This is a genomic window from Gillisia sp. CAL575, from assembly GCF_000403785.1.
Classification (GTDB): Bacteria; Bacteroidota; Bacteroidia; order Flavobacteriales; family Flavobacteriaceae; genus Gillisia.
Window position 1 is genome coordinate 1 of record NZ_APHJ01000035.1, and the last position, 24,545, is coordinate 24,545.

Below are 24,545 nucleotides of genomic sequence, written 5' to 3' on the forward strand. Positions count from 1 at the left end.
CATTTGCGGCTGCCCTGCCATTATATCCATGCCAGTAAGAGAAGAGGTTATAAATAATAGTATAGTTCCTAAGACAACCCAAATAGAGAATTGGGTAATTCCAGCCAGAGAAGTTCCTATAATTTTTCCAAGCATTAGCTGGATAGGTTTTACTGAAGAAATTATAATTTCAATTATCCTATTAGTCTTTTCCTCAATAACGCTTCGCATTACCATATTCCCGTAAATAATAATAAACATCATAAGAAGATATCCTGCCGCACCTCCAAATATCATTTTAATATAGTTGGACATTTTTGAAGTTCGTTTACCTTCAAAATTTTCTATTCGAATATCAACCTGAGCCTCTGCAGCTTTAATTTGCGAAATATCCAATCCACGAGAAATAAGCTCTCGAGTAGTTAGATTTTCTGAAATTGTGCGTTCAATTTGCCTAAGAATGCCAATAGACGGAGCTTCCTTTCCAAAGAATCGAATAGATTTAGCGAGCTCAGCATTATTTTGAATGTTTGGAATATATAATACTCCGTAATACTCTTTTTCTTTAACTAATAGTTTTGCATCCTCTAAGGAAATAGAAGATACATCTACAAAATCTATTTCATCCTTATTTTCAAATTCCCCTTTAAATAGATCACTGTCATCTTTAACTGCAATAGTATGAGTTTCACTATTATTAAGCATACTTAAATAGGCGATCAATGAGAACATTCCTACTAAAATTAGCGGACTCAAAAAGGTCATTACAATGAAAGTCTTGTTTCTTACCCTTGCCAGATACTCTCTTTGAATAATTAAATTGAGGTTATTCATTTTTAGTAACGGTTTTAATAAAGATATCATTTACTGAAGGTACAACCTCAACGAAATGATTCACTCTAGATTTTGTAATTAAATATTGTAAAAGATCATTTGGAGACTCATTTGGTTTAATCTGAATACTAAGTTTCAAATCGTCTGAAAGAGATTTAAACTGAGCTTTTCCTACTTTAAAATTGCTATTTAATTCTGATAACAATTCACTTTCGTTGAATGGATTCATTCCAACTTCAAAAGTATTGGTCTTATGCGCTCTTTTAATATCATCTACTTTCCCATCCAGTAATTTATTCGACTCATGGATCAGTGCCATATAATCACACAACTCTTCTACACTTTCCATTCTATGGGTAGAAAACAAGATCGTAGCACCTTCATCACGGAGTTGTAAAATCTCATTTTTAATTAGATCTGCATTTACAGGATCAAATCCACTGAAGGGTTCATCGAAGATCAATAATTTAGGACGGTGAAGCACAGTGATTACAAATTGCACTTTTTGAGCCATCCCTTTAGAAAGCTCTTGGATCTTTTTATCCCACCAATGTTTAATATCTAATTTAGTGAACCAATAATCCAATTGCTCTTTAGCTTCAGCCTTGGTTAAACCCTTAAGTCTAGCAAGATAAAGGGCCTGCTCTCCAACTTTCATAGATTTGTAAAGACCGCGTTCCTCTGGCAAATATCCTATATGGGAAACATCATTGGGATGCAAAGGTTTTCCATCTAAATACACCACTCCACTATCGGGCATGGTTATTTGATTGATTATTCTTATAAAAGTGGTCTTTCCTGCACCATTTGGCCCTAGCAATCCGAAAATACTTTCCCTAGGAATATTGATGGATACATTATTAAGTGCTGTGAAATTTCCAAATTGTTTGCAAATATTTTCTGCAACCAGAAGATTGTCCATAAAAGTTTATTATCTCGTAAATATATTGAAATAGCGCAGAAATGCTTTTATATAGCTAAGATTTTATTTTACTTTAAAGAATCAACTTTATGCAAATTCAATTTCCATTCAGTAATTCAAATTTCTACCTCCTCCCCAACCAAAAGTGTAATTATTGGATCTTCTCCGGTTACTAATAACAACATTCTGAAAGTTATAAAACAGCATGAATGCAATCTGAAGGATAATATGTTCCAAGCAACTGATCTCACTAAATCGAGAATCTTTTGAGGATCTTACAATTCTCCTAAAAACAAAAACCCACCCTTAAATGATATTAAGGATGGGAAAAAAATTGCTATGAAAAAGAAAAAGTATCACTAATTAGATTAGTGATACTCAAATATATAAAAATTATCTTAAAGTTTTCTTAATTATGAAAACATATCTTTTACCTTCTCGAAAAACGATTTGTCGCTTTTTTCTGGATTAGGCTGAAAATTTTCATCAGTTGCCATCTTCTCGAAAAATTCTTTTTGCTCTTTGTTTAAGACTTTTGGGGTCCAAACATTTACATGTACTAAAAGATCTCCTTTTCCGTAACCATTAATATTAGAGATCCCTTTACCACGGAGTCTCAATATTTTTCCAGACTGAACTCCTTCATCTATCTTAATTCGCACTTTTCCAGAAACTGTATCTATTTCTCTACTTGCTCCTAAAACAGCTTCAGAATAACTTATATAAAGATCATAATGCAAATTGTCTCCCTCACGTTGTAATGTTGGATGTGCTTTTTCTTCAATAGCAACTAAAAGATCTCCTGGAATACCATTCCCGGGAGCCTCATTTCCTTTATTTGAAACCTTTAATTGCATTCCATCTTCCACCCCTGCTGGGATTTTTATGGTTACAGTTTCTTCTTGAGATATTAGTCCGTGAGCATCTGCCTCTGCAGGCTTCTTATCTATAGTTTGACCAGCACCACCACAAACTGTACAAGGAGATGCAGTTTGCATTCTTCCTAGAATTGTGTTAGTGATTCGGGTTACTTGTCCTGTTCCGCTACAAGTAGAACATGTTTTATAAGTAGTTCCTTCTGCTTGGACTTTTCGCTTTACTTTTATCTTTTTCTCAGCACCGTTTGCGATCTCTTCCAGGGTTAAACTCACTCTAATACGTAAGTTACTTCCCTTTACTCGTCTTTGACCACCGCCACCGCCGAAACCACCAAAACCAGAGAAGCCGCCGCCACCGCCGCCAAATATATCACCAAATTGGCTGAATATGTCATCCATATTCATTCCGCCGCCACCTCCGCCGCCAAAACCGCCGTCGAATGCTTGGTGACCAAAACGATCGTATTTAGCACGCTTATCGTCATTGCTAAGAATTTCATATGCTTCAGCAGCCTTTTTAAAAGACTCCTCTGCATTAGAATCTCCCGGATTTTTATCTGGGTGAAACTCTATAGCTTTCTTTCTGTAAGCCTTTTTTATTTCAGGCTTCGTTGCACTTTTGCTTAATCCTAATATTTCGTAATAATCCTCTTTCATTTCGTGATTTTGTAATTTTTAGTAGTGACGTTAGATATATCTTATTTTCCTGTCACCACTTTTGGATAGCGAATAATCTTTTCTCCAAGCATATATCCACGCTCTACCACATCTACTATCTTTCCTTTCAGTTTATCTGAAGGAGCTGGAATTTGAGTGATTGCCTCATGCATATCTGCATCAAAAACATCACCTTGCTTCACATTCATTGGCTCTAAACCTTTATTAAGCAAAGTCTCATTAAATTTGTTATAAATAAGCTCTACTCCTTTAAGTAAGTTTTTATCCTTAGCTTTTTTAATTTCGTTCATCGCTCTGTCAAAATCGTCTAAAACGGGTAACATAGCTGACATAACTTCTTGATTAGCGGTTTTGAATAATTCAATTCGCTCTTTAGAGGTGCGTCTTTTAAAATTTTCAAATTCAGCAAAAAGCCTTAAAAACTTATCTTTTTCCTTTTCAAGATCTGCTTTCAATTGATCATTCTCAGAAAGCTGCTCTCCATCTGCTCCAGCCTCTACTTCTTCAATAGCATCATCTAGAAGTTCTTCTATATGATCTTTCACAGAATCCTTATTATTCTCTTCAGTATTATTGGTATCCTTATGTTTATCCATCGTTGCGCAAAATTTGTTTTCATGCAAAGGACAAATTTGTTGCCAATCCTATTAAAATGTCAAAATGTCACTTTAAAAAATTTAATATATAATTATGAAGGGGGTGTTAATTAGGTAGTTACTTTTGCACCTCATTAAAAATTACGTTTAAAATGAAAAAAACAATTTTGAATATGTTTACAGTTGCTGCAATAGGATTGGCAGTTGTAGGATGTAAAAACGAAAATAAAGAAGCTGAAACTACAGATGCTCAAGAAGTTGCAAATGCAACTATGGAAGCTGCTGTTTTTGAAGTGGACACTACAACCTCTGTAATTAACTGGAAAGGTGAAAAACCTACAGGAACTCACACAGGAACTATCAAGTTAACAGAAGGAACTTTTAAAGCTAATGATAGCGTTATTGAAAGTGGAACTTTTGTAATTGATATGAAATCTATCTTGGTAACAGACCTTGAGGGAGATGATAAATTGAATCTTGAAAAGCACCTTACTGGAACTGTAGAAGGTAAAGAAGGAGATTTCTTTAATGTAACCAAGTATCCTACTGGAACTTTTGAAGTTACTGGAATTTCTGAGAAAGATGGAAAAACAATGTTACAAGGTAATCTTACTTTAAAAGATGTTACTAAAAATGTTGAATTTCCGGTAACTATCAATATGAATGAAGACACTATGGAATTAACAAGTGAAAAATTTAATATCGATAGAACTAAATGGAATGTGAATTATGGTTCTAAATCTGTTTTTGACGGATTAGGAGATAAATTCATCAATGATGAGATTGAATTGATGATTGAAGTTAAAGCTAAGAAAGCTTAATTTCAATTAGATAATTAAAAAAAGAGGCTGCAAATTGCAGCCTCTTTTTTTTTTACAACAAGTCTTCCAAGGCTTTCGTCAAATTCTTGTACTTAAACGAAAATCCTGTATTTTCTATTTTATCTGAACTTACTAATTGACTGGATAAAACTACAGTAGACATATCTCCCAGAGCTACTTTAAGAGCAATTGCAGGAACATTTGGTAACCATACATTTTTATCTAATTGCTTAGCAATACCCTCCATTAATTCACTATTTGTTACAGGATTAGGAGCCACACCATTATATACACCTACCAAATTCTTCTCCAGAATATGGATATATAAGTTTGCCAAATCTTCTATATGAATCCAGGATTGCCATTGTTTACCACTTCCAAATGCTGCGCCCAAATTAAAATCTGCTGGTTCTTTCATCTTCTGCAATGCTCCACCATCTTTTGCCAATACTAATCCTGTGCGCACTTTTGAAACTTTAATCTTCAATTCTTTAAATCTATCTGCTGCAGCTTCCCATTTCTCTACAACTTCTGTAAGGAAAGAATCATCTTTATTAGATTCCTCCTCCGTATATAGTTTTTGTAAAGAGCTCGGATAAATACCGATAGCACTTGCCGAAATAAACTGCGATACACTATTTTCAGAAGACTTTAAAGTGTTAAATATTAGTTTAGCAGTTTCCACTCTACTATCTATTATCTCCTCTTTATAACTAGAAGTCCATCGTTTAGCGATACTCGCACCAGCCAGATGAATTATTGCATCTACATCTGTTATGCAATTAGCATCTATTTCATTCTTGGAAGCATTCCAATAGAAACCCTTATAATTTGGTTTGTTTTCTATCTTATCCTTACTAGTAGTTAAGTAATTTACTTCAATTCCTTTTTTAATACATTTATTAGCGATGTTTGAACCCACTAATCCCGTAGCACCTGTTATTAAAACTCGCATATTTTTTTGTTTGAAGTTAATGGAGAACTTAGATGTAAGCTAACATTTTCACTAGGTTTAACAGCTATGCCACTATTTTTTTTGTCGCCCTTAACATTTCTCTCTTACCAGGAGGTCCTGGAAGGCGTTCTACTATAAATCCAACTTCTAACATAGCACGGCGAACGCTACCTTTTGCAGCGTAGGTTACTAAAACTCCATTATATTTTAGAGCTTCATACATTTTCTTAAAAATTTCCACAGACCAAAGTTCCGGTTGAACTCTTGCTCCAAAAGCATCAAAATAAACAAGATCATATAATTCATGATCCTCAATTTCTTGAAAGAATTTCTTCTGCTTTTTAAGGTTAAACTTCTCTGTAATTTTTATTTCCTTCTCCCATTCTGAAGTATGTATAGCTTTAAAAAAACTTTCAGCTTTCTGATCGTTAAGCACCTCAACAAAATTTAATTTCTCAACTTCTTCAGTTGCGACTGGGTAGGCTTCAACTCCCGTATAATTAATCTCAATATTTTGAGCAGAAGCTTCCTCCCAAGTAACCAATGCGTTGAGCCCAGTACCAAAACCAATTTCCAAGATACTGATCTCGGTTTTCTTGTTTTCATTAAAATAAGGAATTAATCCCGAATTAATAAAAACGTGTTTGGCTTCCTGTAAGGCTCCATGTTTAGAATGGTATTGCTCATTCCACTCCGGAATATGGATGGTTGAGGATCCATCTCCAGTAATTATTATCTCTCTTTTCAAATCTTGTTCTATTTTCTAGCAAAATTACGGGAATTAAGCTGCTCTTGTGTGCTTTGATAGAATACTCCTAAAATATTATAAGCGGTTCGTTTAGCCCGCGAATATTGATTCTCCCCTAGATTCCTTTTCTTTTAATTCTTTTACAAGGTCCAAAGCATCAGGTACAACATCGCTACATAAAATTATTAAAGAACCATTACGAGCATGAGTAACAGCATGAATTATGGCGTCCCTTTCTGAAGGTATAATTATAATTTTCTTATTAGGATCTTTCTTTTTGATACCGTCTTCTAGCATTTTAATAAGTTCCTCTTCTGTTTTACCTCTTAGTTGCTTATCCTGTCTAATAATAATTTCATCAAACATATCAGCAGCAATAGCACCCATTTCATTATTATCTTCAATTCGTCTATCTCCAATACCTGCAATAATACCTACTTTCATTGTACATTCCAGTTTGTCTGTAAATTTTTTAAGGGCGCGCATTCCTGCGGGATTATGCGCATAATCTAATAAAATTTTAAAATTTTTGAACTCGAAAAGATTCAATCTTCCAGGGGTTTGGGAAGGAGAAGGAATAAATGTTTCTAAGCCTGCCTTCATATCTTCAATACTTATTCCTCTTACATTTGCTGCAATAACTGCTGCTAAAACGTTTTGAATCATGAAATCTGCTTTACCTCCATATGTTAAAGGAATTTCTTCTGCACGCATAATTCGCATCTTCCAGGCACCTCGACATAAGGTGACATATCCATTTTCATAAACGGCAGTAATACCACCCTTTCTTTGTAAAGCTTTAATTCTAGGATTCTCTTCATCCATAGAAAATAGTGCTAAATTACATGTTAAATCTCTTCGCATTTCATACACAAGATCATCATCTGCATTAAGTATTGCATAACCATTTGGCAAAACGGTTTCTGGTAAAACACCTTTAACTTTTGCTAATTGCTCTATAGTATGAATTCCTTTTAGACCAAGATGATCTGCCGCCACATTTGTTACTATTGCCACATCACATTTTGCAAAACCAAGACCTGCACGAAGCAATCCTCCTCTTGCACATTCTAACACGGCAAAATTAACTGTAGGATCCCTCAACACAAATTCAGCACTAGAAGGACCTGTACAATCTCCATGCATTAAAAGTCTATTCTGGATATAAACTCCATCACTAGTCGTGTATCCCACTCTAAAACCTCTTAATTTTGCCATGTGTGCTATTAATCTAGTCGTAGTTGTTTTTCCATTAGTTCCTGTAACTGCTACAATTGGAATTCTTCCCTTATTATCTGGATTAGGGAATAATTTATCAACCACAGGTGCAGCTACATTTCTAGCAAGTCCTGATGTTGGTGCTAAATGCATTCTAAACCCAGGTCCAGCATTAACTTCCAAAACAGCACCACAGGTTTCAGATAATGGTTTGCTTATATCGGTGGTCATAATATCAATTCCGCAGATATCGAGATCTATTATTTTTGAAATTCTCTCAGCCATAGAGACGTTTGCAGGATGTACAATATCTGTAATGTCTTCAGCTGTTCCACCTGTACTTAAATTTGCAGTATCTTTTAAAATAAGTTTTTCATCTTTTGGCAGCACCGAATTCAAAGTGTATCCGGCACCTTCAATAATCGTTTTTGTTAAGTTATTTATGGTAATTTGGGTGAGTACTTTTTCGTGACCAAAACCTCTACGCGGGTCTCTATTTACGCGTATAATCAAATCTTCTATAGTAGATTCACCGTCTCCAATTACGTGAGCAGGAGTTCTTTTTGCGGCTGCAACCATCACATTATTGACCACCAATAATCTATAGTCTTCTCCTATAATATATCTCTCTATAATTACCCTGTTTGACACTTCTTGTGCCTCCTTAAATGCTCCTAAAGCCTCATTGTAATTATTTATATTTACCGTGATTCCTCTTCCATGATTTCCATCTATAGGTTTAATGACTAATGGATATCCTACATAACTACATGCATTTTTCAAATTTTCCTCAATTGAAATAATATTTCCTTTAGGAACTGCAATTTCCGCTTGTTCTAATAAGTGCTTAGTATCTTCTTTATCGCATGCCAATTCAACTCCTATACTACTCGTTTCTGAAGTTACCGTTGCCTGAATTCTCTTTTGATTTGCTCCATATCCTAATTGGCATAAAGAATGTTTGTTTAGTCTAATCCAAGGAATTCCTCGACTTTCAGCTTCTTCAACTATGGAACCAGTACTCGGGCCCAATCTTTCAGACTCTCTTAATTCCCTCATATGCTGGATATCCGTGTCCATATTATAATCTTCCGCAGAAATCAACGCTTCACAAATTGCAACAGCAGTTTTTGCAGCGTAACGACCAACACTTTCCTCCATATATGAAAAAACAACATTGTAAACCCCTTTTTCTCCATAGCCTCTGGTTCTTCCAAATCCAGTATCCATTCCTGCCAAGGTTTGTATTTCCAAAGCGATATGTTCAATAATATGTCCCATCCAGGTACCTTCATCTAAACGCTCAAAAAAACCGCCTGGAGTTCCAACAGAACATCTATGGGAATACATGCTAGGCAACATCTTCTTTAGTCGATCTGAAAATCCCGTTATTTTATTGGATGGATATTCTTCCATTTTCTCTAAATCCAGAACCATAACTATTAATTTATGTCGGCGAACTGACCAGTAATTTGGACCACGCATTGCATTTATTTCAAGAATTTTCATAGTTTCTGAATTGTTTAGTTTTTTCTCTGATTAGAAAGAAATGGAATTATGATTGTAATTTATGTATAGGTAAAATATTAAACTATTTTTGCAGCAAAATTTAATTTTTAATTATGATTAAAGGAACTTTAATTCCTATTGGTGGGAATGAAGATAAAGGATTTCATAAGGCAGTTAGATTTCGGTTAGATTATATTAGCCAAGGAATTTTATCTCGTGTAGTTTTAGAAAGTGGTGGAAAAGATTCAAAAATTTTAGTAATCACCACAGCATCTGGAGTTCCAGAAATAGTAGGCAAAAATTATATTGATGCATTTAATCTTTTGGGATGTCATAATATAGATACATTATTTATAAATTCTAAAGAGGAAGCTGATTTTAAAGAAAACCTTGAATTGTTAAAAAATGCCGATTGCATTATGTTTTCTGGTGGAAATCAATCTAAAATTACTACATATATAAAGAACACTCAATTTCACAAAGTTTTATTAGAGCGCTACCAGAATGAAAAAATTGTAGTAGCAGGAACGAGCGCAGGTGCAATGTGCATGTCCATGGAAATGATCACGGGTGGAAGCAGTAAGGAATCATTTATTAAATCGGCTACTAAAATGCGTGAGGGAATGTCATTAATTCCAGAAATAATAATTGATACCCACTTCATTCAAAGAGGACGATTCGGAAGATTATCTGAAGCCGTGGCACGTTATTACGATCGTATAGGAATTGGGCTGGCAGAAGACACCGGATTGATAATTAAAAACGGAAACTATTGTGAAATTATTGGTTCGGGAATGGTCATCGTTTTTGACCCTGGAAAGCTTACGCACAACAACTACGATATCCTAAAAGATGGCACACCCCTTACTATGACCAATCTAATAACGCATGTACTTTCTTCTGGGGATCGCTTTGATATTGAGGAACGTAAAGTTAAAGTATTAAGTATCGAAGAACATATGCTATAAAGTATCCTGAATAGCGTATTTAATTGATAAAAATTTGATAAACTTAACTTTGTACCACTAGAAAAATATTAAACAGAATAATTTTATTTCATCGATTAATTTTCAAAAATTATTTATAAATAGCAATTTCCTCCAGTCCGCTGGAAGATTTACTTGCCCTGTACATACCTTCTGTATTAAAAGGCATAGAGATATTGCCTTTTGCATCTACAGCGATTAAGCCACCATCTCCCCCAATTTCTAATATACGCTTATTTATCACTTCGTTACTTGCCTCCTCTAAAGACATGCCTTTATATTCCATTAAACAGGAAACATCATATGCCACAACCCCGCGTATAAAAAACTCGCCACTCCCAGTACAACTTACTGCACAAGTTTTGTTATTGGCATAATTTCCAGAGCCAATCATTGGGCTATCACCAACTCGTCCCCATTTTTTATTAGTCATCCCTCCTGTGGAAGTAGCCGCTGCAATATTTCCTTCTTTATCACAAGCAACCGCACCTACAGTTCCAAATTTAGAATCCTTTTTTACCGAATGATCTAATTGAAAATTATCACTCCCTTTTATATCCTGCCATTGATTATACCTAAGTTCATCATAAAAATAAGATTCAGGTTCTAATGAAAACCCGTTAATTTTGGCAAACCCTAATGCCCCATCGCCCGCTAAAAACACATGTTCACTTTTATCCATTATGGTTCGTGCTAATGAAATTGGATTTGCTATTCCTGTTAATAAAGAAACTGCTCCTGCTTGTAATTTATTTCCTTCCATTATAGCCGCATCCATTTCGTGGGTTCCTTCAGCCGTAAAAACACTTCCTTTTCCGGCATTGAATAACGGTGAGTTTTCAAGAATAATTACAGCTTTTTCAACAGCATCTACAGAACTTCCCCCTTTCTCTAAAACCTCATAACCTCCTATTAGAGCTGTTTTCAAAGCATCTCTATAGGCTGTTTCTTTTTCTTGAGTCATTTGACCTTTTAAAAGAGTTCCAGCTCCTCCATGAATTGCAATAGAAATAGTGTTTTTCATTATAATCAATAATAATTAATTTTCCGTAACGTAAAATAATTTAGAAAATTCGATGAATAATTAAAATAACTTATGGGTATTTTATTACTACATTTAAATAAGCTGGGTAAATATATTAAATCATAGGTATATTAATTAATTTAAAAATTACCCTTATTTATTTAAAACTAGATTCAGCAGTTCAAGATAAATTTTGGTGAGGTTTATAGGCTTACAAAATAAACACTTGTTAAATTAATCAAACCCTCAACAATTATTTTGTTTTAATTTAGGTAAATTTGCAAATACTAAAAAAAATATAATGAAAAACGATGCAACCATCGATATTGATATAGAAAGAGCCCCTACCTCTAAAATAGATTCAATAGATTTTGAAAATTTAAAATTCGGGCACATTTTTACAGACCATATGATGACTTGTGATTATGCAGATGGATCTTGGCAGGCACCTAAGATAATGCCATACGGACCTATTTCGTTAGATCCCTCAGCGAAGGTTTTTCATTATGGGCAAGCAGTTTTTGAAGGAATGAAAGCCTTTAAAGACGACCAAGACCAGATTTGGCTGTTCAGACCAAAAGATAATTTTAAGCGAATCAATGTTTCTTCTAATAGAATGGCTATTCCCGAATTTCCGGAAAACTATTTTTTTGCTGCTTTAGAAGAACTTCTAAAAATGGATACAGATTGGATTAAAAAAGGATTTGGGAATTCTCTTTATATAAGACCTTTTGTAATTGCAACTGAGCCTGGAGTTTCAGCTTCACCAGGAACTAATTATAAATTTATGATTATTTGCTCTCCAGCAAAATCTTATTACAATGGAGAAGTGAGAGTGAAATTTTCTGAAAACTATAGCCGAGCTGCAGATGGTGGTGTTGGGTTTGCTAAAGCTGCAGGAAATTATGGAGCACAATTCTTTCCTACCAATTTGGCCAAGGAAGAAGGATACCAACAAATAATCTGGACAGATGCTAACACACATAGTTTCCTTGAAGAAGCTGGAACTATGAATATTTTCTTCAGAATAAATGATACTTTAGTTACCACTCCTACTAACGACAGAATTTTAGATGGTGTGACTAGAAAAAGTTTGATCACTCTAGCTGAAGAGAATAATATTAAAGTTGAAATAAGAAAAGTTCCTGTTCAAGAAATTTTAGATGCTGCGAAAGCTGGAACTTTAAAAGAGATCTTTGGAACTGGTACCGCGGCTACTGTTAACCCAATCTCAGGATTTGGCTATAAGGGTGATAAACATGAGTTACCAAACCTAACAGATTCTTATGCTACTTTCTTCAAAGATAAATTGATGAAAATTCAATATAATTTAGCTGAAGATAAGCATGGGTGGAGACATTTAGTGAAATAAACTCTCTAACACTTATAAATATTAAAGAAGCCTTGAATTAATTTCAAGGCTTCTTTGTTTAATGGCTTAAAATAACTGTTTACTAAATCGGTTTACGAGGAATGTCATCCTCATCCGATAACTATAGCAATGACAATAAAAAAGAGTTGTCATTCTGAAGGAAACGTAGTGGACTGAAGAATCTCAATAAAACAGAATCATTTTATCCAGAGATCTCTCCTAGCCCCGGGATGACAAACTACTTCACTTCCGCCCTAACAACTGTTATTATCCTGAAGAACCGCCTTTAATTTTTATTGTTTCGTCAATCTGAACTTGTTTCAGCTTCTATTATTATGAAATATTGCTTTTTAGATCCTGAAATAAATTCAGGATGACGCAGATTATATTTAAAAAAACTTTATTTACTTCTCCAGAATTTTCAAGATCTCAGGCTTAAAATAATTTGGTCCTTTCAACACCTTGCCATCTTCCCGGTAAATAGGTTTTCCATTTTCCCCCAGCTTACTCATATTACTGCGCTGTATCTCTTCAAAAACTTCTTCAATTTTATGTTGCATCCCATGCTCTATAATGGTTCCACATAAAATATATAACATATCCCCCAAAGCATCAGCTACTTCTGTAAGATCATTATTATTTGCTGCTTCTAGGTATTCTTCATTTTCTTCTTTCATCAAATTAAAACGAAGCATATTCTTTGCCTCTCCAAGATCTGCAATAGGTTTGTCGTTCATTCCCAATCCAAATGCGGTATGGAATTCTTGTACGGCTTCAATTCTTCTTTTCATTATAAATTGCGTTTTAAAAGTTAACTTTGCCCTAAAATAACAAAAATGTTTAGTACCGGACAATGGATTTTCGCTGCAATATTTTTTCTCTCATTTGTAGTAGTAATAATCTTCAGCTATAGAAAAGATATTGCTATCCACAAAAAATATCATAAAGGCAGCTTATACGTACTGCTTGGTTTTCTTGCATTCATTGGATTGCTGTTTGTAATAAAAGCATATTTGAAAAACTAATAGTAGTTAATTATATGTATACCCGTTTTCTGTCGTAAAAGTTCTATCGTCACCCTGAATTTACCTGCCCGGACCGTTCGGGCGGGTTTCAGGGCCTCAATATGTTAGTGGCTTACAGTGAAATGAGATTCTGAAACAAGTTAAGATTGACGTCAATTTTCATTTTAGGATGATTTACTGACTTATAAACACTAAAAAGCCTCGATAAATTTTATTTATCGAGGCTTTTTGAATTAAATACTTCTTGATTACTCTACAGTCTCAGCTACTTTCTCTTCCTTTTTTAAGAAGTGATAGTTCTTTGTATAGTCCATCATTTGCGATGCAAAATCTTTAGGCTGTGTAACCTTAATAGATTTGATCTCGTTATTATCATCCATCTCTGGCACCAATACAGCATTTACAAATCCGCTGTAAGGAGGAGATTTGAACTGGGCATTTCTATCTAAAACTTCTTTATGAATTTCTTGATCTACTTTAACCCCGTAGTTCTCTACTAAATTCTTAGCAGCATCAAAATCACCTTCAGATTTAATTCTCTGAGATTCTTTTAATAACTCTCCAAACAACTCACGTAAACGTTCATAATTCTTGATATCAAAATAGGTTTTACCATCTCTGGTCACCTTTTCAATAACTCCTTCTTCTTTCCCTTTTTCATAAACCCATGCGCTTACCCATTGTCTATTACGCATATGAGCTTCTTCTACATCGTCTCCTATGTTCAATCTTCTTAATTGGGTCATTAATCCATTTCTAATATACCCATCATAAGCAGCCTTCCCAGTCTTTTCCCAGCTGTCTGTTAATCCAAGTTCCTGAATTTTCGGATCCATTAAATAATAAAGACCAACAAGATCTGCTCTACCTTCTTCCATTGTAGAAGCATAGTTCTTTAAAGTCTCTTTAGTCTCTCCAACACCAGGATTCAATTGTCCAGATGCATGACCAACTACTTCATGCAAAGCAGTATGTAATTTATCTGCATTCTGTCCATACCCTTCTTCTAATTCAACCTCTTCTTCATCATGAGCAAATTCTTGTAACACGCCTGTACTTCCAGCATTATTGTAAGCTCCAATAATATTTCCTAGGGAAACAGATTTACTGCCATGCGCGGCTCTAATCCAGTTTGCATTTGGTAAGTTAACTCCAATTGGGGTACTTGGGGAAGCATCTCCAGCCTCTCCAGCAACCATCACAGTTTTGTAAGTTACTCCAACCACAGATTTCTTTTTATGCTCTGGCATTAAAGGAGAATTATCCTCAAACCATTGTACATTGTCTTCTAAAACTTGCATTTTTTTAGACATTTCAAAATCCTTGATCTGTACTATACTTTCATAAGAACCTCTATACCCTAATGGATCGTTGTAGACTTCAATAAAACTATTTATGTAATCTATATTTCCTTCTGTAGATTCTACCCACGCAACGTTATAGTCATCCCAGGTTTGAAGGTCTCCAGTTTGGTAATATTTTATTAGCAATCCTAATGCATTTCCTTGCGCCTCATTTTCGGCAACTCCTTTTGCTTTTTCTAACCACATAACTATCTGGTCTATGGCATCTCCATACAATCCACCACTTTTCCATACTTTTTCAACTAGTTTACCATTTTCCTTAACCAAGGTGGAATTTAATCCGTAAGAGAGTGGCTTATCTTTATTAGGTGAAGATTTCTTTTTGTAAAAAGCTTCAGCTTCTGCAGCGGTTACATCTGGACCATAAAAATTGATCGCAGATCCTTCCAATAATCCTTTACTAGGATCTAAGTTCACTTTTTTAGCATCTTTATCATTAAAGATTACCTCATAAGGCTCACCAGTAAGTTCAGTTTTAGTTTCAGCTAAAAGAGTATCAAAATATTCTTTACTGAATTCTGGTTTTATTTTATCGTTAGAATAATGATGATGGATTCCGTTAGAGAACCAAACTCTCTTTATATAAGTTTCAAAACCTTTCCAATCTGAGGCTTCTTTATCTCCACTATAATTAGCATAGATATTCTCTAAAGCGTCTCTAATTTCAAGATTGTGTCTATAATTCTGGTCCCACATAATATCACGACCACTTAATCCTGCTTGAGTTAAATAATAAACCAATTTTTGCTCTTTTAAGGTCAAGTCCTCAAATCCGGGAATTTGGTATCTCAAAACCTTAATATCACCAAATTCTTCAACATTATATTCGAAATCTGATTCCGCAGAAGATTCTACTTCTGTAACTGCTTTTTCCTTATTATCATCCTTACACGAGAACAAAAGGGTAGCCATTAATAATAATGACAAAATGAATTTAAATTTCATATTTTTCTGTTTAATTTTCCTACAAATGTAGTAATTAGCCGCTTGATATTTAACTATATTAGCATTCTGAACCACATTAACACCGAATTTTAAATGAAAATTTTAAAATATTTATTCTTTTTACTACTTATTATATTTATTGCAGGAGCTATTTATGTAGCCACAAAAGATGGAAATTATCAAGTTGAGGAGACTGCAATTATAAATGCGCCGGTTCCTGTGGTTTTTAATGAAGTAAATAATTTTAAGAATTGGGAGCAATGGGGCCCATGGATGGACGATTCAGAGGATATGATTATAGAGTACCCTGAAAACACAATTGGTCAAGGCGCGAGCTATTCTTGGAAAAGTGAAGAATTAGGTGATGGTTCTATAAAAAATGTAAAAGTAATTCCAGATTCTGGCATCGATCAAATCTTAATATTTAAATCTTCTTATGGCGAATCCAAAAGTGATGTTTATTGGAATTTTGTTGAAGTTGAAAAAGGCACTCAAGTAACATGGGGTATTAAAGGAAAACAAAGTTTTATGGAAAAACTAGCATTCACTTTTATGAACGAGAACTTTTCTGAAATGATTCGACCTATGTACAAAGAAGGTCTAGAAAAATTGGATACTATTATACTTGATAAAATGAGTTCTTACTCTATTAATGTAGATGGAATTACAACCCATGGTGGAGGATTTTATATGTACACTACAACAGCTACCAAAATTTCTCAGATCCAAACTAAGATGCAACAAATGTTTGCAGATGTTTCCTTATATATGGAGAAAAATAACATCTCTAGAATGGGGGATCCTTTTGTATTGTATAATAATTGGGATGAACAAAATAATTCTGCAATCTATTCCACTGGGTTTTTTACACCAAGTTTAATTATTACTCCAGCAGAAAGTACTGTATTAAACGGAATGATGCCAGTACAAAAAGTGATAAAGACTACTCTAAAAGGAGATTATATAAATCTGAAAGAAGCGTGGGAGGCTGCTTATAAGTATGCCCAAGAAAACGGTTTACCTGTAAATCCAGACAGCCCTGCTTTTGAGGTGTATTCTATAGGTCCGGATAAATCTCCAAGTCCTGCCAATTGGGTAACAGAGTTCTACATCCCACTTTTGGAAGCTGAAGAACAACCTATCTTATAATATTTAGAATCTTTAAATGAAAGCGATAGTAATGGTTTTTCTTGGTGGGGGTTTAGGGAGCGCATTACGTTTCTTAATCACTAGGGGACTAAACAAATCGGCATTAGAGATTCCATTTGGCACTTTAGCGGTAAATATTATTGGGAGTCTTTTATTAGGACTAATTCTTGGGATCTCTCTAAAATCTGGAGCACTTTCTAATAACACCATGTTATTTCTCGCTACGGGTTTCTGTGGCGGATTCACGACTTTTTCTACCTTTTCTTTTGAAAATCAGGTGTTTCTAAGAACAGGAGATTACACGAATTTTGCCATTTACACTCTTGGAAGTATACTGGCTGGCTTTGCAGCTATATTTGTAGGATTATATCTTTCTAAATTAGTCTAAGTTATTTTTTATATGCTTTTACCCCCGCTGAAATTGCAACAGAAATATCATTTTCTAAAGGCGGAATAGGACAAGAATATTTCCCATTATAGGCGCAATAAGGATTGTATGCTTTATTAAAGTTAAGTGTAATAGTTTTTCCGGTTGGGATCCTCAAATCTAAATATCTTCCTCCTCCATAACTAGTTTCTCCATTGGTAGCATCTGTAAATGGGATAAATAGATAATCTACATATTCTGTCTTTGTAATTAATTCCTGATTCTGATATATGTTCAACTTGAAAGATTGACCTTCCAATTCAAAATAAGCTTCCCCATATTTCACATAGATCGGCATTCTATCTGTTGTGGTAGGCATGGAAAAAGGAGATTCATAAGGTGTTCTTACAAATTCAGCTTCAATCACAAATGTAGTATCAATCGCAAAAAACTCTAAGGCTTCAAATTTTTTAATATCTTCTGATGTTAATGGAGACTCTTCAGGATTCGCAAATTCCGCGTTTAAATGCTTCTGAAAAGCAACAATATCCTTCAGTTTTGAAGCATTCTGTGCAATAAGTAGAGAAGTATTCAGAAGCACAATTAATAAAAAGAGCAAGGGTTTCATCTTCTTGAGAATTAGAAAACAAAAATGAGGAATTTTATTGGAAATATACTTTCTGAACTTTTTATAGATTTCAGATTTCAGATTTCAGATTTCTAAAGATCAATTCAAATAAATAATGCATTATTTTAAAAATTTTCTTTAGAAAAATTAACTAATTTTGAGCTCTAACCAACCTGAATGTTTCAAAAAATATTTCGATCCTATGTAGACTCCTTTAGCGATTTAAGGCGAGAGGTTTGGTTATTGGCGTTAATTACTTTTATTAACAGAGCTGGTACCATGGTGATCCCATTTCTGTCCTTATACCTCACTAAAAATCGAGGCTTTTCTCTGGAAGAAGTTGGATGGATCCTTACTTTTTTTGGACTTGGATCTGTGACTGGATCTTGGTTAGGGGGTAAATTAGTAGATAGTATAGGCCATTATAAAACAATGGCAGGAAGCTTACTTATATCTTCGGTGCTTTTCGTGCTTTTGCAATTCCCAAGCTCTTTTTGGGGAATTTGCGGAGGAATTTTTTTGGTGATGACCGCTGCAGATATTTTTAGACCTGCTGTTTTTGTGGCAATTAGCGCTTATAGCAAACCTCAAAATAGAACGAGATCTGTAACTTTAATTAGATTAGCAATTAACTTAGGTTTTTCTGCAGGACCTGCAATCGGCGGATTAATAATTGCCAGTGCAGGATATAGTGGTTTGTTTTGGGTAGATGGAATAACCTGTTTATTGGCAGGAATATTATTGCTTAAACTATTGCACCCTAAAAAAGCAGTGGAAAATATACGAGAGGTGAATTTGAGTCCGCAAGGAGTACTAAAAGACTTTCCTTATCTCATATTTATAGGTGCAATGGTTTTATTTGGTTTTATATTTCTACAATACTTCTCCACAATGCCATTGTTTTATGCACAAGAGCACGGACTCACAGAATTGGAAATAGGTGTTTTATTGGGCGTAAATGGATTCTTGATTTTCCTTTTTGAAATGCCTTTAATAAAATATCTGGAAAACAAAAAGGTGTCAACAATTTTTCATGTAATAGTAGGCACCGCATTGGTAGGAGTAAGCTTTATTGCAATAAACCTAACTGGCTGGATAGGAGTATTACTAATCGGGATGCTTTTTATGACAATTGGAGAAATGATTGCATTTCCATTTTCAAATACATTTGCATTAACAAGAGCAGATAAAGGCAAACAAGGATCTTATATGGCTTTATACAGTATTGCATTTTCATTAAGTCATATTTTTGGACATAACTCTGGAATGCAATTAATTAGCAAATTTGGATATTTCTTTACTTGGAATGTGATGATTATTTTAGCTGCTGTAGCTTGCGGGCTATTGATCTATCTTAGTTATTTATTAAAAAAAGAAACCACTACTATCATTTAGTTTTCAAATGGAAGATTATAATACTTAGATTCTCCCAGGTATTTTTTGATCAACTCATTGAACTCCGGACTTAATTTCAGATCCAAAGTTCCGGGGATTTCATACAATTGCTCCAAATTATTATAGCCGGTCTTAAGAAGATCTTCTAGATAAAGCAAAGCAGTATAATAATCTCCGTCTTGAGCGCTTAAAGAAATTATTGAAAAATAGCCTTCAGGATTTTCTTTATCAAAAACCGTCCGAAGTATCGAAATAAGGATCAAACCATCTATTCCTGCATTTGTGGCTTTCAATTCTTCAAACCTCTTTTTTGTGTAGGTCTGCAAATAGTTTTCTAACCTATTACCTACTTCAAGTTCCGCAACAATTTTAGATTTCTTAAGCGAATCTATTTCTTTAAATTGCTGCACCCACCAGCCAATATTTTCAAAATTGTTAGTATATAGATCATCTTCTAAGAGTATTGGGTACTGATATCTCAAATTCTGCTCTGTTATTTTTGCAGAATTATATTGCGAGCGTTGTTCTTTATACAATGATTCTCTTCTAATTTCCTTCTGAAGGTCTCGAATTTCACTTTTTTTATCAAAATATTTATATTTATCTCGCATCAGTTCCAGCAATTCAAAGGCTTTATAAAAACTTAACTGCCTTCTCCAGCTTTCAGCAGTTTCTAATTCTGAAGCGAATAATCGATCAATTAATTCCACATCTTTAGTTTGACTACCGTCTAGCATTGCCTTTAAAGTAAAACTTCCCAAACCGTGTGAAATTAATTTAACTGAAGGCCAATTATTCTCATCGTCATAATTATATATCAAAGGATTATAATCTATAATTTTATACAAATTAAAACTTTCATTCAAATTATTATAAGAATCGCTTTTATGACTTGCGAAGCCTACGATACTTCGTTTTTTATTATTATCTACCAATAAATCCTTATTCAACCAGACATCTTCTACAACTAATACCCCTTTAATTTTTGGAAACACCACTGGCAAGGCACTTGCTACAACCGCACCTTCATTTAAACCTGCAGTATACATCCTGTTTTCGTCAATTGGAAAATTTAGTAAAACACTCTCTACAAGCCTAGAACCAATTTCTAAATTGGCTAATAATGAATCTTTCTTAGAAATATTATTGGAAGCTACCAAAAGATATCCCTGATCTTCGGCAGCAGTGCTAAACAATCTCGCAACATTAATTCCCCGGCCTTCATCATCAAAAATAAAAACTATAGGCCAGTCTTTGTCTGCAGAATAATTTCTAGGTAGATACATCGCAAAACTTTCTGCAATACTGTCACCAATAGGCAAACTATCTACAACTGCCCCTTTCCTAAGAGATAAATCTTGAGCAAAAAGTGATTGTGAGAAAATTAAGAGAAATAAAAGTATAGCGTATATAGGAAAAGTGATTTTCATACTTCTAAAGTAGCAGAATTTATGGAATTAAAAAAGGCCACATTTCTGTGGCCTAATACAAATTGTAGGGATTTATTGTTGGAGATTATTTCTTAACTCGTTGTAATTTCACATCATTAGTGTCAGAAAAAAATGTTTTTGAAATTAATGATACTATTAATAAATCAGCAAAAATCAAAAACAATATTCTCACCACTTCAATTCCGAAGAAATTTAATCCTGCAAAGCCCAATAAACCGGTTACTATGGTCATTATAAGGAAATGTAAAGTATAGTTTTTCATGGTGTTTTTATTTTTTATCAAAGATAACTGCTTAGTAGTCGCACAATTACTAACTAAATTACAATTGAGATATATTTAACTTTAAAACACCTTTTTTTTCAACAAACCCCTTGTGTTTCAAGTGCTTAATTCTGGATATCACAAAAGATAATCTCATATTAAAATAAAATAGTACATTTGCAGCCGGTTGCCACCTTCTCCAATAAGCAACATTTTACACATAGTCTGTCCAATTATTAATACAGGACGGCATTTATAATTCATACATGACATTTAACGATTTACAATTAACTGAGCCCTTATATAAGGCAGTTCAAAAAGTAGGATATACTACACCAACCCCAATACAATCCCAATCTATCCCGGCGATTTTAAAAGGAAGAGATATTTTAGGTTGTGCTCAAACAGGAACAGGAAAAACCGCAGCGTTCTCAATTCCAACAATTCAACTGTTAAACAGTAAGCTTCATAACGGAGGTGGTAAGACAACAATTAAGAGTCTTATCTTAACCCCAACCCGAGAACTTGCAATCCAAATTGGAGAAAGCTTGAGTGAATACGGTCAATTTAGTGATCTTAAACATCTCGTTATCTTTGGAGGTGTTAATCAAAACTCTCAAACCAGAGCCCTTAGAAATGGTGTGGATATTTTGGTAGCTACTCCGGGTAGATTATTAGATCTTATGGATCAAGGGTTTATTTCTCTTTCCAATATCGAGATCTTTACCTTAGATGAAGCAGATAGAATGCTAGATATGGGATTTGTTCACGATGTAAAAAAAGTGATCAAAAAAATCCCTGCTAAAAGGCAAACCTTATTCTTTTCTGCTACTATGCCTAATTCTATTATAGATCTTGCAAATAGTATTTTGAATGATCCTTTAAAAGTTTCTGTAACTCCAGTTTCTTCTACTGCTGAAAGAATTGGTCAAGAAGTTTATTTCATAGATAAAACAAATAAAAAGAACTTATTAATAGATCTTTTACAAGGTTCTGAAGCAGATAGAGTTCTAGTTTTTACACGTACAAAACATGGCGCCAATAAAGTAGTGAAAGACCTTATAAAGGTAGGGATCAAAGCGGAAGCGATTCACGGAAATAAAACTCAAAATGCTCGTCAAAAAGCACTGAAGAATTTTAAAGATAAGTCCACTCGAGTTTTGGTAGCAACAGATATTGCTGCCAGAGGAATAGATATAGACGATCTTGCTTTGGTTATAAATTACGAAATTCCAAATATTGCCGAAACTTATGTTCATAGGATCGGACGAACAGGTAGAGCAGGTGCTAGTGGAAAAGCAATCTCTTTTTGTGATTTTGAGGAAAAAGCATACCTAAAAGATATTCAGAAATTAATAGACCAGAAGATACCTGTAATAGAAGATCATAAATACCCTATGGAATTCTTTGAAATTCCAGAGAAGAAGCCACAACAGCGCAGACCTTCGAGAAATGGAAATTCTAGCAAAAAAAACACCTCCGGAGGAAACTCATCTAAAAGGAATAATGTTGGGAGATCAAGAAGGTAACAAAGGACATTCCGAAAGTTATTTTGGAGACTATAGAGACTTTTGGTGGAACCCTACGTTTATTGAGCTCACAGCAAAAAGACTAGAATTAAGCAAATATACTTCTATGCTAGATGTTGGCTGTGGTCAAGGTCACTGGACTAGGATCTTAGCTCCATTTCTTTCGCCTAATGCAGAAATCACCGCTGTAGATAGTGATGAAAGATGGTATTCCAAAAATGAAGAATTAGAAGGGCTTTTTGCAAAGTCTAATAATCCATTTGTATTAACAAAAGGAAATGCTCAGCAATTACCTTTTGAGGATGATCAATTTGATCTGGTTACCTGCCAAACAGTATTAATTCATGTTCCTAAACCTCAACAGGCTTTAGAAGAAATGAAACGTGTACTGAAACCAGGCGGAACTTTGTTATGTGTAGAGCCTAATAATATTATCCAAAGTCTCACTAAAACCTCGCTTTCCAAAAACGATTCAATAGATGAAACTTTAGACCATATTAAATATAGATTGGTTATAGAAAAGGGCAAAAAAAACATGGGGCAAGGAGATAATTCTTTAGGAGATCTTTTACCCGGAATGTTCGCATTGGCTGAGATGCATAATATTGAAGTTCGATTATCTGACAAAGCAATTGCTATGTATCCTCCTTATAGCACCAAGGAACAAGTAGCAACTTTAAAGCAATGGATGACAGGGAGTTCTTGGAAATCGAATACTCAAAAGGATATCGATTTCTTTAGTGCTGCAGGAGAAGAATTTATGCCCTTTTATTTTGAATATCAAGAAAAATATGCCCGTAGAGACGATCATTTAATGGGTGCTTTGCAAAGGGAGCAATACCATGCTGCGGGAGGCTCCCTAATGTATCTTGTTAGTGGAACAAAATAAAATTCTATTATCCTCTTCTTTTAATAGGTCCTTGATCTACTACATTAGAGAGGATAATATGGGTTTTTGTCTCGCCGTAAGTGATTAGTTTATCTATGAACTCTTCTAAATGCGACTGATCATAAAGCACCACTTCCATAATAATGTTTTCGTTACCTGTAATTCGGTAACAATTTATCACTTCCTTAAATTCCCTTACCTTTTCTAAAAACGGCTTCAACCTTCCCATAAAAGCACGTAAAGTTATCACAGCTTTTAACTGGTGTCCTGTTTTATGGTAAGACACTTGTGCCTTATATCCTTTTATAATCCCACTATCTTCCATTTTTTTTACCCTTTCAGCAACCGCTGGAGAAGTAAGTCCAACATTTCTTCCAATTTCAGCAAATGACTGTCTTGCATTTTTTTGAAGAGATTCCAGTATTTGCCAGTTAACAGAGTCTATAGGCATAATTAATCTTTTTAACTATTAAAATAATTTTATTTAAAGCGAATGTACATATTTACTTTAAATTGAAAAGGAAAGTTCGTAGATATCTCAGTAATTTTATGGGTGTCTAAGAAAAATTATCTTACTATGAACTCCATTACTGGATCAGATTTTAGTTACTCACCTGTATATCGCCAAGCGATAGAGATCCTTAATATTTCTAGACTTATTTCCAATTATCTGGTTCAAGATTTAGCTGCATTAAAACAAAATGGAAAAGAAGATCAGGATATTTACTTCTCAGGAGATATCATTCAACAATCAATTTCATTAGTGCCAAATATTTTAAAAGCGGAAAGTGAACCATTTGCTGAAGAAAAACACAAGTATGCCGCTTCCGTTACCCGACTCACCAATTTACTTTACAAAAATTGTGACCGCTTAGAACTCTCTAACAGCAACGGAAAAGAATTTCTTAGAATATTGAGAATTGAGTTGAAAAAATTCAGAAAATTACAACGAGTTTGGAAGTTGACCTTATAATTATGGAACTGATTGTCCAGATTTGTAGCAATAATTACTTTTAACTAG

At 34.3% G+C, this 24,545-nt stretch carries 24 protein-coding genes; 10 read left to right on the plus strand and 14 right to left on the minus strand.

From position 1 onward, the window contains the following. From I130_RS11795 to I130_RS11810, 4 genes are all read right to left on the minus strand, one after another. The coding region (locus I130_RS11795; protein WP_034923410.1) for an ABC transporter permease at positions 1–813 on the minus strand (813 nt) is incomplete at its 3' end. Further along, complete coding sequence (locus tag I130_RS11800) at positions 806–1,735, minus strand: ABC transporter ATP-binding protein (RefSeq protein ID WP_034923302.1); 930 nt, start codon at positions 1,733–1,735, stop codon at positions 806–808. The genes I130_RS11795 and I130_RS11800, both read right to left, overlap by 8 nt. 413 nt (positions 1,736–2,148) lie before the next feature. After that, positions 2,149–3,270, minus strand: coding sequence for a molecular chaperone DnaJ (gene dnaJ, locus I130_RS11805; RefSeq protein ID WP_034923304.1), 1,122 nt, complete (start codon positions 3,268–3,270; stop codon positions 2,149–2,151). Positions 3,271–3,311: 41 nt separating this feature from the next. Further along, the gene (locus I130_RS11810) at positions 3,312–3,887 is read right to left on the minus strand and encodes a nucleotide exchange factor GrpE (RefSeq protein WP_034923306.1); all 576 of its coding nucleotides are present in this window, start codon (positions 3,885–3,887) and stop codon (positions 3,312–3,314) included. A 152-nt stretch (positions 3,888–4,039) separates the two neighbouring features. On the opposite strand from I130_RS11810, the gene I130_RS11815 reads away from it, so the two are divergent. Continuing rightward, positions 4,040–4,708 (plus strand): YceI family protein, encoded by a 669-nt coding sequence (locus I130_RS11815; RefSeq protein ID WP_034923308.1) that lies wholly within the window; start codon positions 4,040–4,042, stop codon positions 4,706–4,708. A 52-nt stretch (positions 4,709–4,760) separates the two neighbouring features. On the opposite strand, the gene I130_RS11820 is transcribed toward I130_RS11815, so the two are convergent. The 3 genes from I130_RS11820 to cphA form a co-directional block, all read right to left on the minus strand. Then, on the minus strand, positions 4,761–5,663 hold the full coding sequence (locus tag I130_RS11820; protein WP_034923310.1) for a TIGR01777 family oxidoreductase: 903 nt from the start codon (positions 5,661–5,663) through the stop codon (positions 4,761–4,763). 64 nt (positions 5,664–5,727) lie between these two features. Continuing rightward, positions 5,728–6,411, minus strand: coding sequence for a tRNA (5-methylaminomethyl-2-thiouridine)(34)-methyltransferase MnmD (gene mnmD, locus I130_RS11825; RefSeq protein ID WP_034923312.1), 684 nt, complete (start codon positions 6,409–6,411; stop codon positions 5,728–5,730). A gap of 90 nt (positions 6,412–6,501) precedes the next feature. Further along, complete coding sequence (gene cphA / locus I130_RS11830) at positions 6,502–9,138, minus strand: cyanophycin synthetase (protein ID WP_034923313.1); 2,637 nt, start codon at positions 9,136–9,138, stop codon at positions 6,502–6,504. 113 nt (positions 9,139–9,251) lie between these two features. Between cphA and I130_RS11835 the strand changes: the two genes are divergently transcribed. Further along, positions 9,252–10,106, plus strand: coding sequence for a cyanophycinase (locus tag I130_RS11835; protein ID WP_034923314.1), 855 nt, complete (start codon positions 9,252–9,254; stop codon positions 10,104–10,106). A gap of 109 nt (positions 10,107–10,215) precedes the next feature. On the opposite strand, the gene I130_RS11840 is transcribed toward I130_RS11835, so the two are convergent. Beyond that, positions 10,216–11,148, minus strand: a complete 933-nt coding sequence (locus I130_RS11840; protein ID WP_034923317.1) for an isoaspartyl peptidase/L-asparaginase family protein — start codon at positions 11,146–11,148, stop codon at positions 10,216–10,218. A gap of 301 nt (positions 11,149–11,449) precedes the next feature. Here I130_RS11840 and I130_RS11845 point away from each other — a divergent pair, with 301 nt between their 5' ends. Then, positions 11,450–12,520 (plus strand): branched-chain amino acid aminotransferase, encoded by a 1,071-nt coding sequence (locus I130_RS11845; protein ID WP_034923319.1) that lies wholly within the window; start codon positions 11,450–11,452, stop codon positions 12,518–12,520. Positions 12,521–12,924: 404 nt separating this feature from the next. Here the strand turns inward: I130_RS11845 and I130_RS11850 are convergent, their stop codons facing one another. Then, positions 12,925–13,311: a nucleoside triphosphate pyrophosphohydrolase family protein gene (locus I130_RS11850; RefSeq protein ID WP_034923321.1), complete on the minus strand. Its 387-nt coding sequence runs from the start codon at positions 13,309–13,311 to the stop codon at positions 12,925–12,927. A 45-nt stretch (positions 13,312–13,356) separates the two neighbouring features. Here I130_RS11850 and I130_RS11855 point away from each other — a divergent pair, with 45 nt between their 5' ends. Continuing rightward, positions 13,357–13,545 carry a hypothetical protein gene (locus tag I130_RS11855; protein ID WP_034923323.1) on the plus strand — a complete coding sequence of 63 codons (189 nt, stop codon included), beginning with the start codon at positions 13,357–13,359 and terminating at the stop codon, positions 13,543–13,545. A gap of 248 nt (positions 13,546–13,793) precedes the next feature. On the opposite strand, the gene I130_RS11860 is transcribed toward I130_RS11855, so the two are convergent. Continuing rightward, on the minus strand, positions 13,794–15,854 hold the full coding sequence (locus I130_RS11860) for a dipeptidyl-peptidase 3 family protein (RefSeq protein WP_034923325.1): 2,061 nt from the start codon (positions 15,852–15,854) through the stop codon (positions 13,794–13,796). 93 nt (positions 15,855–15,947) lie between these two features. Between I130_RS11860 and I130_RS11865 the strand changes: the two genes are divergently transcribed. Both I130_RS11865 and crcB read left to right on the plus strand, forming a co-directional pair. Continuing rightward, positions 15,948–17,003, plus strand: coding sequence for an SRPBCC family protein (locus I130_RS11865; protein WP_034923327.1), 1,056 nt, complete (start codon positions 15,948–15,950; stop codon positions 17,001–17,003). Positions 17,004–17,019: 16 nt separating this feature from the next. Beyond that, a complete protein-coding gene (crcB, locus tag I130_RS11870) occupies positions 17,020–17,391 on the plus strand; it encodes a fluoride efflux transporter CrcB (protein WP_034923329.1) in 372 nt (123 codons plus the stop codon). Position 17,392: 1 nt separating this feature from the next. On the opposite strand, the gene I130_RS11875 is transcribed toward crcB, so the two are convergent. Further along, positions 17,393–17,998, minus strand: coding sequence for a DUF1684 domain-containing protein (locus I130_RS11875; protein WP_034923331.1), 606 nt, complete (start codon positions 17,996–17,998; stop codon positions 17,393–17,395). Positions 17,999–18,175: 177 nt separating this feature from the next. Between I130_RS11875 and I130_RS11880 the strand changes: the two genes are divergently transcribed. Beyond that, entirely contained in the window at positions 18,176–19,393 is a 1,218-nt protein-coding gene (locus I130_RS11880; protein WP_034923333.1) for an MFS transporter, read from the plus strand. Here the strand turns inward: I130_RS11880 and I130_RS11885 are convergent. After that, positions 19,390–20,823 (minus strand): hypothetical protein, encoded by a 1,434-nt coding sequence (locus I130_RS11885; protein WP_034923336.1) that lies wholly within the window; start codon positions 20,821–20,823, stop codon positions 19,390–19,392. The genes I130_RS11880 and I130_RS11885 overlap by 4 nt on opposite strands. 85 nt (positions 20,824–20,908) lie before the next feature. After that, positions 20,909–21,106 carry a DUF1328 domain-containing protein gene (locus I130_RS11890; protein WP_034923338.1) on the minus strand — a complete coding sequence of 66 codons (198 nt, stop codon included), beginning with the start codon at positions 21,104–21,106 and terminating at the stop codon, positions 20,909–20,911. A gap of 266 nt (positions 21,107–21,372) precedes the next feature. On the opposite strand from I130_RS11890, the gene I130_RS11895 reads away from it, so the two are divergent. After that, entirely contained in the window at positions 21,373–22,635 is a 1,263-nt protein-coding gene (locus tag I130_RS11895) for a DEAD/DEAH box helicase (protein ID WP_034923340.1), read from the plus strand. Continuing rightward, positions 22,559–23,524, plus strand: a complete 966-nt coding sequence (locus tag I130_RS11900) for a class I SAM-dependent methyltransferase (RefSeq protein ID WP_232224061.1) — start codon at positions 22,559–22,561, stop codon at positions 23,522–23,524. Before I130_RS11895 ends, I130_RS11900 begins: the two co-directional genes overlap by 77 nt. A 7-nt stretch (positions 23,525–23,531) precedes the next feature. Here I130_RS11900 and I130_RS11905 read toward each other — a convergent pair whose 3' ends face one another. Then, positions 23,532–23,975 (minus strand): Lrp/AsnC family transcriptional regulator, encoded by a 444-nt coding sequence (locus I130_RS11905; RefSeq protein ID WP_034923342.1) that lies wholly within the window; start codon positions 23,973–23,975, stop codon positions 23,532–23,534. Between the two features lie 126 nt (positions 23,976–24,101). Between I130_RS11905 and I130_RS11910 the strand changes: the two genes are divergently transcribed. Next, entirely contained in the window at positions 24,102–24,497 is a 396-nt protein-coding gene (locus I130_RS11910; RefSeq protein ID WP_034923344.1) for a hypothetical protein, read from the plus strand. Positions 24,498–24,545: the final 48 nt, after the last annotated feature.